Source organism: Phytohabitans houttuyneae, assembly GCF_011764425.1.
GTDB lineage: Bacteria > Actinomycetota > Actinomycetes > Mycobacteriales > Micromonosporaceae > Phytohabitans > Phytohabitans houttuyneae.
Genome location: NZ_BLPF01000001.1, coordinates 2265238 through 2279472 on the forward strand (window position 1 = coordinate 2265238; position 14235 = coordinate 2279472).

The 14235-nt window shown below is 73.5% G+C and carries 15 protein-coding genes and 2 pseudogenes; 6 read left to right on the forward strand and 11 right to left on the reverse strand.

Annotation, left to right across the window (positions count from 1 at the left end; translation table 11 throughout):
- Positions 1-18: 18 nt before the first annotated feature.
- Positions 19-303: a hypothetical protein gene (locus tag Phou_RS09905; RefSeq protein ID WP_173055536.1), complete on the reverse strand. Its 285-nt coding sequence runs from the start codon at positions 301-303 to the stop codon at positions 19-21.
- A gap of 315 nt (positions 304-618) precedes the next feature.
- Here Phou_RS09905 and Phou_RS54390 point away from each other — a divergent pair, with 315 nt between their 5' ends.
- Entirely contained in the window at positions 619-747 is a 129-nt protein-coding gene (locus Phou_RS54390; protein WP_281365020.1) for a hypothetical protein, read from the forward strand.
- Here Phou_RS54390 and Phou_RS09915 read toward each other — a convergent pair.
- A complete protein-coding gene (locus tag Phou_RS09915; RefSeq protein WP_173055538.1) occupies positions 744-1490 on the reverse strand; it encodes an N-acetyltransferase in 747 nt (248 codons plus the stop codon). The two genes, Phou_RS54390 and Phou_RS09915, sit on opposite strands and share 4 nt — an antisense overlap.
- Positions 1491-1544: 54 nt before the next feature.
- Positions 1545-3002: an MFS transporter gene (locus tag Phou_RS09920; protein ID WP_246273463.1), complete on the reverse strand. Its 1458-nt coding sequence runs from the start codon at positions 3000-3002 to the stop codon at positions 1545-1547.
- 63 nt (positions 3003-3065) lie between these two features.
- On the opposite strand from Phou_RS09920, the gene Phou_RS09925 reads away from it, so the two are divergent.
- Both Phou_RS09925 and Phou_RS09930 read left to right on the forward strand, forming a co-directional pair.
- On the forward strand, positions 3066-4034 hold the full coding sequence (locus tag Phou_RS09925) for a helix-turn-helix transcriptional regulator (RefSeq protein WP_173055540.1): 969 nt from the start codon (positions 3066-3068) through the stop codon (positions 4032-4034).
- A 5-nt stretch (positions 4035-4039) separates the two neighbouring features.
- Positions 4040-4858, forward strand: coding sequence for a zinc finger domain-containing protein (locus tag Phou_RS09930; protein ID WP_173055542.1), 819 nt, complete (start codon positions 4040-4042; stop codon positions 4856-4858).
- Here Phou_RS09930 and Phou_RS09935 read toward each other — a convergent pair.
- Positions 4849-5577, reverse strand: a complete 729-nt coding sequence (locus Phou_RS09935) for a hypothetical protein (RefSeq protein WP_173055544.1) — start codon at positions 5575-5577, stop codon at positions 4849-4851. The two genes, Phou_RS09930 and Phou_RS09935, sit on opposite strands and share 10 nt — an antisense overlap.
- A 205-nt stretch (positions 5578-5782) precedes the next feature.
- Between Phou_RS09935 and Phou_RS09940 the strand changes: the two genes are divergently transcribed.
- Both Phou_RS09940 and Phou_RS54395 read left to right on the forward strand, forming a co-directional pair.
- On the forward strand, positions 5783-6676 hold the full coding sequence (locus Phou_RS09940) for a sigma-70 family RNA polymerase sigma factor (protein WP_173055546.1): 894 nt from the start codon (positions 5783-5785) through the stop codon (positions 6674-6676).
- Positions 6652-8121, forward strand: a complete 1470-nt coding sequence (locus Phou_RS54395) for a hypothetical protein (protein WP_173055548.1) — start codon at positions 6652-6654, stop codon at positions 8119-8121. The genes Phou_RS09940 and Phou_RS54395 overlap by 25 nt, the downstream gene beginning before the upstream one ends.
- Here Phou_RS54395 and Phou_RS09950 read toward each other — a convergent pair.
- Positions 8114-8491: a DoxX family protein gene (locus Phou_RS09950; protein WP_173055550.1), complete on the reverse strand. Its 378-nt coding sequence runs from the start codon at positions 8489-8491 to the stop codon at positions 8114-8116. The genes Phou_RS54395 and Phou_RS09950 overlap by 8 nt on opposite strands.
- Before the next feature lie 81 nt (positions 8492-8572).
- Here Phou_RS09950 and Phou_RS09955 point away from each other — a divergent pair, with 81 nt between their 5' ends.
- The gene (locus Phou_RS09955) at positions 8573-9046 is read left to right on the forward strand and encodes a MarR family winged helix-turn-helix transcriptional regulator (protein WP_173055552.1); all 474 of its coding nucleotides are present in this window, start codon (positions 8573-8575) and stop codon (positions 9044-9046) included.
- Positions 9047-9172: 126 nt separating this feature from the next.
- On the opposite strand, the pseudogene pspM reads toward Phou_RS09955, so the two are convergent.
- The 6 genes and pseudogenes from pspM to rimO all read right to left on the reverse strand — a co-directional run bounded on the left by pspM (position 9173) and on the right by rimO (position 14227).
- Positions 9173-9981 (reverse strand): annotated as a pseudogene (gene pspM, locus Phou_RS09960) (phage shock envelope stress response protein PspM).
- A gap of 12 nt (positions 9982-9993) precedes the next feature.
- Entirely contained in the window at positions 9994-10857 is an 864-nt protein-coding gene (locus tag Phou_RS09965) for a PspA/IM30 family protein (RefSeq protein WP_173055554.1), read from the reverse strand.
- A 190-nt stretch (positions 10858-11047) separates the two neighbouring features.
- Complete coding sequence (locus Phou_RS09970) at positions 11048-11596, reverse strand: helix-turn-helix domain-containing protein (RefSeq protein ID WP_173055556.1); 549 nt, start codon at positions 11594-11596, stop codon at positions 11048-11050.
- Between the two features lie 127 nt (positions 11597-11723).
- Positions 11724-12230: a CinA family protein gene (locus tag Phou_RS50600; RefSeq protein WP_178134974.1), complete on the reverse strand. Its 507-nt coding sequence runs from the start codon at positions 12228-12230 to the stop codon at positions 11724-11726.
- Positions 12225-12800, reverse strand: a pseudogene (gene pgsA, locus Phou_RS09975) (CDP-diacylglycerol--glycerol-3-phosphate 3-phosphatidyltransferase); the annotation flags it as partial. The pseudogene pgsA and the gene Phou_RS50600, both read right to left, overlap by 6 nt.
- A complete protein-coding gene (rimO, locus tag Phou_RS09980) occupies positions 12797-14227 on the reverse strand; it encodes a 30S ribosomal protein S12 methylthiotransferase RimO (RefSeq protein ID WP_371872097.1) in 1431 nt (476 codons plus the stop codon). The gene rimO and the pseudogene pgsA, both read right to left, overlap by 4 nt.
- Positions 14228-14235 lie beyond the last annotated feature (8 nt).

The window sequence follows — 14235 nt, forward strand, 5'->3', positions numbered from 1 at the left end:
ACGCGGACGGTGGTGGCATCACCCGCGGACCGCGAGGAGCCCGACGCCGGCCGGCAGCTTGGTGCGCGGCTGTAGCTCGCCGGTGGTGGTGTCCAGCAGCTCCAGCTGGCGCGCGGGCGTTGGCTCGGCGCCGGACCGGTGTTGCAGGAGCAGGCCGCCCGGCACGACGGCGACAACCTGGCGGGAGTCCTCGAGCGACATGGTGCGGCTGCCGTCCGGGTCGACGACGTCCGGGGCCTGCACCGGGTCGGGCAACGCGTACCGCCGGGTGACCCGGCTGCTCTCGATGTCGACGGCGAGCACGTCGTCGCTCGCGGCTCCCCGCCGGGCAGCGGCACCAAGGGCCGCACGAGCAGGCTCCGGCCGTCGGTCCGCAGCTGCCCGCTGGCGAGCATCTGGTCGGTCTGCCGTTGCCGCTCCGTGAGCCACGGCGTCAGGTCGGTGCTGAGGTTAGCAGGTACGCGACCCGCGAGAGCCAGGAGAGGCGGGCCCGTACGAAGTCGCGGAAGCCGTCGTCATCCATGCGAACCCCTCGCGCCGGAAGCGGTAACCCTTCACCCGACTACACGACCGCCACTCACGAAGAGGTTGGAACCATGCGGTAGTCAGCATCCCGACGTGCAGATCCTGGCCGGCTTCGCCGGCGTCGACCAGTCGGCAACGCCGTCCTCCTTGCGGAAGTCGGCGACGGCCTCGATCGTGCTGGCTGTCGTAGCGGGCCGGGCGGTGAGCTGGGTGACGCGCTAGATGCGGTGGTGTACCCAGACGTTGGGCTCGACGTAGACGGCGATGTCCTGGTCGACGTCGCACAGTACGGGGTTGAGCGCCTCCTCCACGTGCACCGGGCCGCTCTTGTCGAACGGCAGGCCGGTCCACTCGCGCCAGCGGGCTAGCTGGCCGGGCATCACCATGCTGGTGTGCGCGACGTTCACGATCGTGCCGCCGGCGCGGACGTGTACCCGCAGCCACGGGTCGTGGGGCAGGCCGTCCTCGCGGGTCCACGTGACGTACTCCTCGATGGGCACGTCGGGGTGTTCGTGCTTGCCGCTCGGCCGCACCGGCGCCACCAGGTCCGCGAAGCCCAGCCGGGCGGCGTTGGCGCGCATCGCCTCCAGCATGCGGCCGGAGAGGCCGCCGCGGCGCAGGTCGGGGCGGATGAAGATCTCGATCGCGGACACGATCGTGGGGGTGTTGCCGCTCAGGCGGTCGTGCACCGACGTGCGGATCACCCAGTCCCACCCGCCGTCGGGCATGCCGTCGGCCGGGTCGTCCTCCCACAGAATCGGCACCGAGTGCGCCTTGGCGATCGGCTGCCCCGTGTCGCCGTCGACGGCGATCAGCACGTACTCGGGGTAGGCGGTCAGGTGGTACCGGAAGAAGAGGCCGCCGGTCGGGTCCTGGGACATGAACTGCGGCCACAGCCCTTCGAGCTGGCCGAGCATCTGACCCCACTCGGGGCGGGCGGCGACGGTCGCGATCTGGATGTCCACGCCGCCATCGTAAGGAGGGGGCCCGCGTCGCGGGCCCCTCCTTTTCGAGCGCTGTCAGTGCGCGCGGGCCTTGCGCGGCAGCAGGAACCCGAGCGCGAACGCCAGGCCGGTCAGGCCGAGCGTGAGCAGCGCGGTCCACTTGGCGGCGTCGACCCACACGTCCAGCGCGAGCTGCTGGCCGACCACCCCGAAGAACACGGTGCCCAGCACCGCCACGCCGAGCGAGGCGCCGAGCTGCTGGAGCGACTCCAGCGCGCCGGCCGCGGAGCCGACCTCGTGATCCTCGACCTCACCCATGATGATGTCGAAGAGCGGCACGAAGATCATGCCCATCCCGAAGCCGAAGATCACCAGCGGCGTGATCAGGTGCGCGGTGCCGACCTCGGCGCCCACGGCCTGGAAGACCAGGTACACGCCGGCCACGCCGGTCGCCATCAGGGCCAGGCCGAGGTGCAGGATGCGGCGGCCGAGCTTGGCCATCATCGCCACCGCGAAGCCGGAGCCGAGGAAGGCGCCGACCGCCCACGCGGCCATCGTGAGGCTGGCGCGCATCGGGCTGTAGCCGAGGCCGAGCTGGAGGAAGAGGCCCACCGCGAGGGAGAAGCCGACCACCGCGCCGAAGAAGACGACCACGAAGGCGACGCCGGAGGTGTACGAGCGGCGGGTGAAGACGCTCAGCTCGACCAGCGGCACCCCACCGGCCCGGCGGCGCCGCAGCTGCTGCACCGCGAACGCGGCCAGCACCGCCACCGAACCGGCCAGCATCACGAACGTCCACGCCGGCCAGCCCAGCTCGCGCCCCTGCACCAGCGGGTACACCAGCAGGAACATGCCCACCCCGGCGAGCAGCGCGCCGGTCAGGTCGAGCCGGGTGTTGCGGGCCGACGGCGGGACGGCGGGCAGCGCGCGGAGGCCGGCGAGCAGGGCGAAGAGGCCGAGCGGCACGTTGATCAGGAAGATCATCCGCCACCCGCTGCCGAAGACGTCGGCGTCGACGAGCAGGCCGGCGACGATCGGGCCGAGGATCGTCGAACCGCCGATGACCGGGCCGAACGCGGCGAACGCCTTGCCGATCTCCCGCGGCGGGAACAGGTCGCGGACCAGGCCGAACGCCTGCGGGATCATCACCGCGGCGCACAGGCCCTGCAGCACCCGCGCGCCGACGAGGGTCGCCGGCGACCACGCGGCCGCGCACGCGACCGAGGTGACGAGGAAGCCGACCACGCCGGCGGTCATCATCCGCTTGCGCCCGTACATGTCGCCGAGGCGGCCGCCGGTCAGCAGGCCGACCGCGAGGGCCAGCGTGTAGCCGGCGGCGATCCACTGCAGCGACGCGTACGAGCCGCCGAGCTCGGCGCGGATCGACGGCGCGGCGACGTTGACCACTGTCGCGTCGAGCAGGTTCATGATCATGGCGGCCAGTACCGCGAAGAGCCCGAGCCAACGGCGGTCCTTGCGCTCCACATCCGCCGCGGGCGGAGCCAGTACCGGTGCTTCCAGCATCGTCGTCATGACTAGAACGCTAAAGGTCCATTAGGAAGAGTCCGTTCCTAATGGTCTGGCAATATCAGAAACATGTTGGAGACCTCGGCGCGGCTGCTGCGCCTGCTCTCGCTCTTGCAGACCCCGCGCGAGTGGTCCGGCACCGAGCTGGCCCGCCGCCTGGAGGTGAGCACCCGCACGGTGCGCAACGACGTGGAGCGGCTGCGCCAGCTCGGCTACCCGGTGCACGGCACCCGCGGCTCGGACGGCGGCTACCGCCTGGCCGCCGGCACCGCGATGCCACCCCTCCTACTCGACGACGAAGAGGCCGTGGCGGTCGCGGTCGGGCTGCGCACGGCGGCCGGCGGCGGCATCACCGGCATCGAGGAGACCTCGCTGCGCGCGCTCGCCAAGCTCGAACAGGTGCTGCCCAGCCGCCTGCGCCACCGGGTGAACGCGCTGCAGACGTACACGGTGAAGGTGACCTCGGACCGCGGGCCGCGGGTCGACGCGGCGGTCCTCACCGCGATCGCCGCCGCCTGCCGCGACCGCGAGCGGCTGCGCTTCGACTACCGCGACCGCGGCGGCGCGGCGACGGTGCGCAGCGTCGAGCCGTACCGGTTGGTCAACTGGGGTCGCCGCTGGTACCTGGTGGCCTGGGACACGGAGCGGCGCGACTGGCGCACGTTCCGGGTGGACCGGCTGGCCCCGCTGACACCGACCGGCCCTCGCTTCGCCCCGCGCGAGCTTCCCGACGACGACGTCGCGGCGTACGTGGCCCGCCGCGTCGGCTCGGCGCCCTGGCGGGTCACGGTGAGCGTCACCGTGCACGCGCCGGCCGAGCGGATGGCGGAGCGGGTGCCACCCTCGGCCGGGATGTTCGAGGCGGTCGACGCGGAGACCTGCGTGTTTCGCACCGGCGCGGACAACCCGGAGACGCTCGCGGTGTGGCTGGGAATGCTGGGCGCCGACTTCGAGGTCACCGAGCCGCCCGAGCTCGTGGAGCACCTGCGCGCGCTTGCCAACCGTTACCACCGCTCGACGCCCGGTGCGGGAGGATAGGAGTCGTGCCCGAGGGTGACACCGTCTGGAACACCGCCCGCGCGCTGCACCGCGCCCTGGCCGGTGGGCGGGTCACGGCCAGCGACTTCCGGGTGCCGCAGCTCGCCACCGTCGACCTCACCGGCTGGACGGTGCTCGAGTCGGCCAGCCGCGGCAAGCACCTGCTGCTGCGGCTGCGCGGCCCGGAGACAGGAGCGAGCGCGGACGGCGGCGACCGCGACGGTGGGCGGCACCTGACCCTCCACTCGCACCTGCGGATGGACGGGGCCTGGCGGGCGTACGCGCCGGGTGAAAGGTGGGCGGCCCGGCCGGCGCACCTGATCCGCGCGGTGCTGCGCACGGCCGACGCGGTGGCGGTCGGCTACCACATACACGATCTCGCGCTGGTCCCCTCCGAAGAGGAAAAGGGCCTGGTCGGGCACCTCGGGCCGGACCTGCTCGGCGCCGACTGGGATCCCGCGGAGGCGGTGCGGCGGCTGGCCGCGCAGCCGGACACCGCGATCGCCGAGGCGCTGCTCGACCAGCGCAACCTCGCCGGCATCGGCAACCTCTACAAGTGCGAGGTGCTCTTCCTGCGCGGCGTCGACCCGTGGACACCGGTGCGGGACGTGCCCGACCTCGCGGCCATGGTCACGCTCGCCCAGAAGCTCCTGGCCGCCAACCGCGGGCGGTGGACGCAGTCGACGACGGGCTCGCTGCGCAAGACCGAGACCACTTATGTGTACGGGCGCCGCGCGCAGCCCTGCCGCCGCTGCGGCACAGCGATCCGGAAGGTGGAGCAGGCCGAGCGCGTCACGTACTGGTGCCCCCGCTGTCAGACGTGACCCTCGCCCACCCGCGCGATCAGGTTGGCCGCGGCCGGCGGGTCACCCGGCAGCGGCGCGATCCGCACGTGGTCGATCATCGAGCGGACCGCGGCGGCCGCGTCGTCGCGGATGAGGGTCACCACCCTTTCGGGTGACATGCGGGCCATCGGCGCCTCGGCCGCAAAGAGCGAGGGGGTACGCGCGCCCGCCTCGAGCAGCAGCGTCACCGCCTCCCAGCCGCTGTCCGCCCCGGGCACCTCGACCGCGAGCACGGCCAGCCCGTCGGGCACCGCGTCCCGGTACAGCTCGGCGAAGCGGGCTCGCAGATGCTCGGCGCTCGCGAAGTCCGCGCAGAGAATCACCCGGACGGGTGCCAGCGCCACGCTCGCCCACGCCTGCACCAGCGCGCTCACCGCCGTGGTCGGCGGGCCGTCCGAGGCCAGCTGCTCGTACAGCGTGCGCACGTCGTCCAAGGTGTCCCGGATGCCGTACCCCGCCTGCGCCCGCTCCCGCCCCAACTGCGCGTACGCCGCCGCGGCCGCCCGCCCCTCGACGAGCGCGCGGGTGACCGCGTCCACCCCGGGGACCCACCAGTCCTCCGGCGCCCACCCCTGCTCCCTGGAACCGGCGCGCCAGGCGTCGCGCAACGCCTCGCCGTCCGTCCGGTGCCGGTAGATCGTCCGGGCCCGCCGCTCCGCGGCCTTCGCCGAGAGCCACCGGTCGCCATCCATCGCCATTAACCCGCTCCCACGTTCGGTGCGAAACCCTGGCCGTCCGGGCTTCGTCACCTCCACGACAGGGCGACCCCGGGGTTATGACTCCGATTTTCGCGAGAGGATTAATCGGGACAACACGGACGGGTGGCGTGACAAGCCGCGAAGTGTGGCGTTGTCCCAGTGACTTCCCCCGAACGGTGCTTTCCCCGAACCCGTGGCAGGGCAGATGACTGACTTCTCCGCCGACTCCGCGCAAGCCTCCGACGCGGAGCTGATCGCGGCCGTCCGCGGCGGCGACACCGCGGCCTACGAGTCGCTCTACCGCCGGCACGTGGAGGCCGCCCGCCGCATGACCCGCACGCTCGTGCCCGACCCGGCCGACGTGGAGGATCTCGTCGCCGAGGCGTTCGCGAAGCTGCTCGCGACGCTGGAGGAGGGCGGCGGGCCGGAGTCCGCTTTCCGGCCGTACCTGCTCACGACCATCCGCCGCCTCTTCTACGACCGGACCCGCCGGGTCCGCCGCGAGTCGGTGACCGGCGACCCCGAGGCGCACGACCCCGGGGTGCCCTTCGTGGACACGGCCGTCCAGGGGATGGAGTACACCTTCGTCGCGCGCGCCTTCGCCCGCCTGCCCGAACACTGGCAGACCGTGCTGTGGCACACCGAGGTCGAGGGCGAGAATCCGGCCGACGTGGCGCCGCTGATGGGGCTGACGCCCAACGGCGTGGCGGCGATGGCGTACCGGGCCCGCGAGCGGCTGCGCCAGTACTACCTGCAGGAGCACATCGCCGCCGACCCGGACGACGAGTGCCGGTGGTCGATCGAGCGGCTGGGCGCGCACGTCCGCAGTGGACTGTCCCGGCGGGACAGCCGGCGCGTCGAGTCCCATCTGGACGAGTGCCGCCGCTGCCACCTGCTCTTCGTCGAGCTCGCCGAGGTGAACGCGGGCATGCGCGAGGTGCTTGCCGGTGCGCTGCTGGCCGGCTCGGCCGGTGCGTACCTCGGCGCCGGGGCTCCACCGCCGGCTCCGGGCTCGGGCTCGCCGGCCGGCTCGTGCGGCGCCGCTCGGTGCAGGTGGCGGCCGGCGCTGCGGCGGTGGCCGCGGCAGCCGCGCTCGTGATGCTGCTGGCCGGCCAGCCCGTACCGGTGGCCGAGCAGCCACCACCCGGTCCCCAGGCGGTCGCACCGCTGAACCCGCCCGCCGTGGCCCCGCCGGCCTCGCCCGCGCCGTCGACAGTGCCGCCGTCCACGGTGGCACCCTCGCGGCCGGCGACACCCGCACCCGTGACGCCGCCCTCGCCCTCGCCCACGCCGCGCGCGGTGCCGGTGACGGCGCGGCTGGAGCCGGTGGGCACGCTGGTGCGCGGTCGGCCGGGCGTGCTCGCGCTGACCGTCATCCACCCTGGACAGTCCGGCGGCACCGGTGGCGGCTCCGCCCTGCCGGCCGCGCCGGACACCGGCCCGCTCACCGCGCAGGTGACGCTCCCTCGTGGAGTGTCGCTGCGCGCCGGTCCGGCCGGCGACGGGTGGACGTGCGCCGCCAGCCGGTGCGGGCGGGCCGCGCTGGCCGCCGGTGGCACCACCCGCGCGTACCTGCCGGTCGCGGTCTCCGGCACGGCCGGCGGCGAAGCACCGAGCGTGCGGCTCACCGCGCCCCGCGCCCGCACGGTCGCGGTCACCGCACCGGCCGGGGTACAGGCCACCGGCCTGCCCGCGGTCTTCGCCGGCACGGCGCCCGCCGCGCTCGCGGTCGGCGGCAACTCGCTGCTGTCCTGCGGCGGCACGTCGCGCACGTGCGGGGACGCGCGTTCGGGGCAGCGGGAGGCGGACAACGGCGACTACCACATGACGCGGTACGCCGACCCGCAGGCGCCGGCCGGTTACCCGTACGGCGCGGCGGTCAGCGCAGCCACGATCCCGGTCCGCGGCAAGGTGCTCTGGGCCGGCCTCTACTGGTCCGGCACCGGACCCCGGCCGAACGAACCTGTCGCGCGGCTGCGTCCGCCCGGCGCGGACGGGTACGTGCCGGTGAGCGCCACGCGCGTGGACACGGCGTCGGGCGGTGACTTCGGCGCCGTGTACCAGGCGTGGGCCGACGTCACCTCACTGGTGCGGGGCAGCCGCGGCGGCACGTGGTGGGTGGCGGTGGACAAGCAGGCGTTCAAGGGCGGCTACAACGCGTACGGCGGCTGGGCTCTGCTCCTGGTCGTCGACGGCGGCGGTCCACAGCGGACGGTCGCGGTGTTCGACGGCTTCACGCCGCTGTCCCGCGGAGCCTCCTACTCGTCCCCACTGTGGGCGGTGCCCGGGGCGGCGAGCGTCGGGCTTGTCGCGTGGGAGGGCGACCGGGTGCTCGCCGGTGACCGGCTGGCGGTCGGCGGCGCGGCGGTCGGCGGCGACAACGTGGCCGCGGGCCGGGCGGACGGCACACCGGCGGGCTGGCACACGCTCGGCACGGACGCCCGCGTGCTCCCCGCCCGCCCGCGCAGCCCCGCGCTCACCGCCTCGGCGGCGACGGACGCGTGGCTGCTCGGCCCGGTGGCTCTCGTGACCGGTCCTAACTGAAGCTGTACGGCCCGAAGCGGCCCCACGCCACGATGGCGCAGAGCACGAGCAGCACGAGGTTGGCGGCGACCATCGGCCACTCCTTGCGGCGCCCGTGCACGATCGCCGCGCCGATCATCACGATCACCAGGCCCGTGGCGGCGATCGGCACGAGCACCGGGGCGATGTCGAGGATCGCCGGCAGGACAAGCCCGATGCCGCCGAGCAGGTCGGCCGCGCCGATCGCCTTCACGGTGCCGGGCGAGTAGCTGTCGACCCAGCCGAGCCCGGACGCGGCAAGCTTTTCCTTCGACTGCACGAGCTTCAGCAGCCCGGCGATGACGAAGGCGGCGGCGAGCACGCCAGCAATGATCCACAACACCACGTTCACTGCGCCTCCACGTCACTTAAAGCGTGAACCGCAAGCTAGTGCTTGATCACTTAAAGACGCAAGTAAAGATATGATCTCGGGGTGGAGCCGAGGTGGCTGGACGCCGGCGAGCAGGAGACGTGGCTCGCCCTCGTGAGCGTCCTCATCCGGCTGCCGGCGGCGCTCGACCGGCAGTTGCAGCGGGACGCCGGGATAAGCCACTTCGAGTACCAGGTGCTCGCCGGCCTTTCCATGTCGCCGCGGCGGACGCTGCGGATGAGCGATCTGGCCACCTTCGCCGACGCGTCGCTGCCCCGCCTCTCCCAGGTGGTCGCCCGGCTGGAGCGGCGCGGCTGGGTGCGGCGCGCACCCGACCCCGACGACGGCCGCTACACGCTGGCGATCCTCACCGATGACGGCTGGGACAAGGTGGTGGCGACCGCCCCCGGACACGTCGAGGAGGTGCGCCGCCTCGTATTCGACCCGACGACCAGGGCACAGCAGCACCAGCTCGGCACGATCGGGAGGCGCATCATGGGTGCCATCGACCCGGACGGCCCCTGCCCGCCGCGCTGAGATGCCGGGAGCCGCCGCAGGCGGCCGCTCTGACCGTGACCAACCGCGAAGGGTGAGGCCGCGGGAGCAACGGTCCGGACCACGACGGGCGTCGCGGTAGCTCGAATCCGTGTCTGTAAAGGGCCCTCAGGCGGTCTGGGGTGGCGTGCGCAGCTGGTCGGGGATGCGCATCGGCTCGGTGAGGTCGCGCAGCTCGGCGAGCCCGGCCGCGACCCCGCGCAGCATGTCGCTCGCCTCGGTGAGCCGCGAGACGGCAGGGTGCTCGGTGGCGGCGCGGCCGTCCTCGGCCACGTAGCTGGCGGCGGCCGCGACAAGCCGCTCGTAGGCCACGACACCGCTGTCCAGCTGCTCGACCAGCGTGCGCCGCGCCTCCTCCAGCGCGGGCCGCGAGTCGGGCGGCGCGAAACGCAGGGCCTTGTCGACGCTCGCCACCCGGTGGGCAAGGTCGCGCAGCGACTGCTCGGCCACCGCGGCCTCCAGCACGGCGGGCTCGCCGGGACCGGTCAGCCGGCTGGACAGGCCGGAGAGGGTGAGCGACGCGCGGTCGAGGCGGGTCCAGTGCCCGAGCGCCGCCGAGCCGCGCATCGAAAAGCGGGCCTGCTGGCGGCGGACCTCGTCGAGGGCGGAGCGGCCGACCGGCAGGCGCTGGACGGCGGCCAGCAGCTTGGCGCGGGCCTGCTCCCCGGCCGCGACGGGGTCGAGCGGTGGCGGCGCGGGCTCGGCGGCCAGCGCGCGGAAGTCGACCCACCGCCACGCGGCGAGCGCGATCGAGCCGCCGGCCGCGGCGGCCCAGGCCGCGTCGGGCAGGCCAAGGCCGGAATACGGCGTGAGCACCGCCGCGGCACCCCCAGGCCCGCGGCGAGCACGCTCCACCGGCGCGCGGAACGGCGCAGCCGGCGAAGCCGCCGGAAGTAGCGGGCCCGGGGATCCTTCACCGCATGCTCCCGCTAGCCGGCCGCGCTGGCGTCGCCGGCGGACTTTTCCTTGTTGGCCAAGCTCGCCCGGATCTGGTCGAGGCGCGCGACCCCGGCCGAGTCGGCGGGGCTCGCCTGCTCGACGGCGGGGGTCGCTGGCTTGGAGGCCAGCTTGTCGCCGGCCATGCTGGCCCGGATCTGCTCCAGCCGCGAGGAGCCGGCGAGGTCCAACGTGGACTTCTGGATCTCGAGCATGCGGCCCTCGACCGAGTTGCCGGCCAGCTCGGCGCGGCCCATCGCGTTGGCGTAGCGGCGCTCGATCTTTTCGCGCACCTCGTCGAGCGACGGCGTGTTGCCCGGCGCGGCCAGCGCGGACATCGACTCCAGCGAGCGGGCCACGCTCTCCTGCATCTTGGCCTGCTCGAGCTGGCTCAGCAGCTTGGTGCGCTCGGCCAGCTTCTGCTGCAGGACCATCGCGTTGTTTTCGACCGCCTGGCGGGCCTGGCCCGCGGCGCCGAGCGCCTGGTCGTGCAGCGTCTTGAGGTCTTCCATCGACTGCTCGGCGGCGACCAGCTGGGTGGCGAGCGTCTGTGCGGTCTGCTCGTACTTACCCGCCTCGGGCTCGTCGCCGCCGGCCCGGGACTTGTCCGCGAGCACCAGCGCCTGGCGGGCCATCGACTGGAGCTTTTCCACCTCGGACATCTGGCGGGAGAGCTTCATCTCGAGCTGCCGCTGGTTACCGATGACGGCGGCCGCCTGCTGGACGAGCGCCTGGTGCTGGCGCTGCGCGTCTTCGATCGCCTGCTGGATCTGCACCTTGGGATCGGCGTACTCGTCGATCTTGGCGCCGAACAACGCCAAAAAGTAGCGCCAGCCCTTGACGAACGGGTTCGCCATCTCCGCGGTATCCCCTCAGTGTCAGCACTCTGGTCGGGCCGCCACCGCTGGGACGACAGGCCCCCGCGGTCCGGCAGAGTTCCATACTCCCAGCCCGGCGCCAACCCGTCATGCGACCTCAGGGGGATATCCGGGTATGTGCCGACGCGCCTGGGTGGCTGCCGCCCCGCAGGCGTCAACCCTACGCGCGTCAGGCGACGCAGACTACATCGCGGTCGCGCGGGGTGGGACGCACGGTGCGCGTGGTGCGCAGGACCGCGGCCAGCGGGGTGTCCTGGCGGACGGAGACGGAGACCGCACCGTCGGTGATCTTGCCAGAAGCGACCTTGCTGGGCCTGGCCATGCGGTGCACCGCGGCCTCGGGCTGGCTCGGGGTCTCCTCGCCGGCGCCCGCCTTGGCCGGCACCGGGGCCGGTGCCGGGGTGGGCGCGGGAGTGCTCGACGGCGGCGTCTCGCGGCTCTCGCGCGCGCCGCCCTGTGCCGGGACGAGCACGTGCTCCATCTGCTCGGCCAGCGCCATCTCGTCGCTGACCTCGCGCAACAGCTCCGAGAGCTGGGCGCCGAGGGCCTCGCAGATCGAGGCGAGCAGCTCGCTGGACGCCTCCTTCTGCCCCCGCTCGATCTCGGAGAGATATCCGAGGCTCACGTTGGCAGCGGTGGAGACCTCGCGCAGGGTGCGGTGCTGCCCCTGCCGGCGCGCGCGTAGTGCGTCACCGATCACACGGCGTAGCAGGATCATCGCACCTCCCCTGGAAACGCTGCCCGCAACGTTACCCGCTTCCAGGCCCGGCGACAGCTTCCCACTTGCGCAACCTTGCTGGCCGCACCTGTTCCGTGACCAACCGGAGGAGGCGGCCCAAGATTCCTCAGAGGCGGTCCATGAGCAGGCGGAGGGCCTCGACGACGCTCGCCGCGCGGATGGCTGGGCGGCCGCCGTCCAGCGAGAGTTCGCGCACGGCTGAACCGGTCGGGCCGGCCACGGCCACGTAGACGAGGCCCACGGGCTTGCCGCCCTGCGGCTCCGGGCCGGCGACTCCCGTAGTGGACACCCCCCAGTCGGCGCCGCAGCGGGCCCGGCCGCCCTCGGCCAGCGCGAGCGCCACGTCCGGGTCGACCGGGCCGCGCTCGTCGAGCAGCTCCTCCGGCACTCCGGCCAGCGCCGCCTTGAGTTCGGTCGCGTAGACCACCAGGCCGCCGCGGAAGACCGCGCTCGCGCCGGCCACCTCGACGACCGTGGCCGCGACGAGGCCGCCGGTGAGCGACTCGACGGTGGCGAGCGTCTCTTTCCGCTCCGCCAGGGCGTGCACCACTCCTGCGGCAGCCGGTGGGACGGTGGCCGGGCTCAGCGCTTCAGGCACGCGCCGCCCCCGCATGCGCAGGGCCCGGAGGGTGTAGTCGAGGCCTGTGGCGACGGTCACGGCGACCGCGGCCGCCATGATCCACGGGCCGACGTCGGCGAGCGGCTCGGGAAACGGCCACAGGTACCACCCGATCGCCAGGATCTGGAGCGTCGTCTTGATCTTGCCGCCCCGGCTGGCCGCGATCACGCCGTACCGGATCACCCAGAAGCGCAGCAGCGTCACGCCCACCTCGCGCACCAGGATCACCACCGTCACCCACCAGGGCAGCCGGTCGTACCAGGACAGCAGCACCAGCGCCGCGCCGGTGAGCGCCTTGTCGGCGATCGGGTCGGCGACCTTGCCGAACGAGGTGATCAGCCCATACCGCCGGGCGATCCAGCCGTCGACGAAGTCGGTCAGCGACGCGAGCCCGAACGTCAGGCAGGCCGCGATCCGCCAGTCTCGCCCGATCATGTCGGACGCCACGACCATCGCCACGAACAGCGGCACCATGACCAGCCGGAGCGCGGTGATCGCGTTCGCCGCGTTGACGAGCGGGACGGGAGGCACGGGCACCGCCTGTACGGCCGGCTCGCCGGTCACGGCACGGCCCGCGGAGCCGCGGAGACCATTTCAGTGGGCACGGCCACGAGGTCGACGCCCTCGGTCGCGACGACCGTGGCGCGCACCAGGTCGCCCGGGAGCAGGGCGGCCAGGTCGGCGCCACCGTCGGCCAGCGTCACCGAGCCGTCGACCTCCGGCGCCTGGTGTGCGGCGCGGCCCTCGACCTCGCCGCCCTCGACGGTGTCGACCAGCACCTCGACCACCGAGCCGACCCGGTCGGCGGCCCGCTGGGCGCACAGCTCCTCGGAGAGGGCGAGCAGCTTGTCGTACCTCCGCTTGACGGTCGCCCGCGCGACCTTGCCGGTCATCGTGGCGGCCTCGGTGCCGTCCTCGTCGCTGTAGTCGAACACGCCGATCGCGTCGAGCCGCGCCCCGGTGAGGAAACGCACCAGCTCGTCCACATCGGACCTGGTCTCGCCGGGGAAGCCCACGATGAAGTTGCTTCGCGCGCCGGCCTCCGGCGCGAGCGCCCGCACCGACTCCAGCAGCTCCAGGAAGCGCTCGGTCGAGCCGAACCGCCGCATCCGCCGCAGCACCGGCTCGCTGGAGTGCTGGAAGGACAGGTCGAAGTACGGCGCGACGCCGGGTGTGGTGGCAATCACCTCGACAAGCCCGGGGCGCGTCTCGGCGGGCTGCAGGTAGCTGGCCCGCACCCGCACGATGCCCTCGACGGCCGCGAGCTGCGGCAGGAGCTTTTCCAGCAGGCGGGGGTCGCCGAGATCCTTGCCGTACGACGTGGAGTTTTCGCTCACCAGCACCAGCTCGCGGACGCCCGTCTTGGCCAGCCACTCGGCCTCGGCGAGCAGCTCGTCGGGGGTGCGCGAGACGAACGCGCCGCGGAACGCCGGGATCGCGCAGAACGCGCACCGGCGGTCGCACCCGCTCGCCAGCTTCAGCGAGGCGACCGGCCCCTCCTGCAGGCGGCGCCGGCGCAGGTGCTTCGGCAGGTGCCCGGGGACCACGACGTCGCTGTCGCGCCGGGCGACCGGCGTGAGCGGCAGCAGCTGGCGGCGGTCGCGCGGGGTGTGCGCGTCGAGCCGCTCACCGGCCAGCACCGCGTCGAGCCGCGCGGTGATCTCCGGGTAGTCGTCGAAGCCGAGCACCGCGTGCGCCTCGGGGAGGCTGTCGGCGAGCTCCCGCCCGTACCGCTCGGCCATGCACCCGGCCGCGACCACCTTCGCGCCGGTGTCGGCGGCGGCCATCAGCGTCTGGATCGAGTCCTGCTTGGCCTTGTCGACGAAGCCGCACGTGTTGACCAGCACCACGTCGGCCCGCTCACCGTCGGTGGTGACCTCCCACCCGTCGGCGTGCAGGCGGCCGGCCAGCTCCTCCGAGTCGACTTCGTTTCGGGCGCAGCCGAGTGTCAGCAGGGCTACGCGACGGGTTTCGGCGGAGGAGGGAGACACCACCCGAG

Coding starts and splice junctions, on each gene's coding strand:
- Phou_RS09920 (WP_246273463.1), bottom strand. CDS start 3,002: ATGACGACGATGCTGGAAGCACCGGTACTGGCTCCGCCCGCGGCGGAT.
- Phou_RS09925 (WP_173055540.1), top strand. CDS start 3,066: ATGTTGGAGACCTCGGCGCGGCTGCTGCGCCTGCTCTCGCTCTTGCAG.
- Phou_RS09935 (WP_173055544.1), bottom strand. CDS start 5,577: ATGGCGATGGATGGCGACCGGTGGCTCTCGGCGAAGGCCGCGGAGCGG.
- Phou_RS09940 (WP_173055546.1), top strand. CDS start 5,783: ATGACTGACTTCTCCGCCGACTCCGCGCAAGCCTCCGACGCGGAGCTG.
- Phou_RS09965 (WP_173055554.1), bottom strand. CDS start 10,857: ATGGCGAACCCGTTCGTCAAGGGCTGGCGCTACTTTTTGGCGTTGTTC.
- Phou_RS09970 (WP_173055556.1), bottom strand. CDS start 11,596: ATGATCCTGCTACGCCGTGTGATCGGTGACGCACTACGCGCGCGCCGG.
- Phou_RS50600 (WP_178134974.1), bottom strand. CDS start 12,230: ATGCGGGGGCGGCGCGTGCCTGAAGCGCTGAGCCCGGCCACCGTCCCA.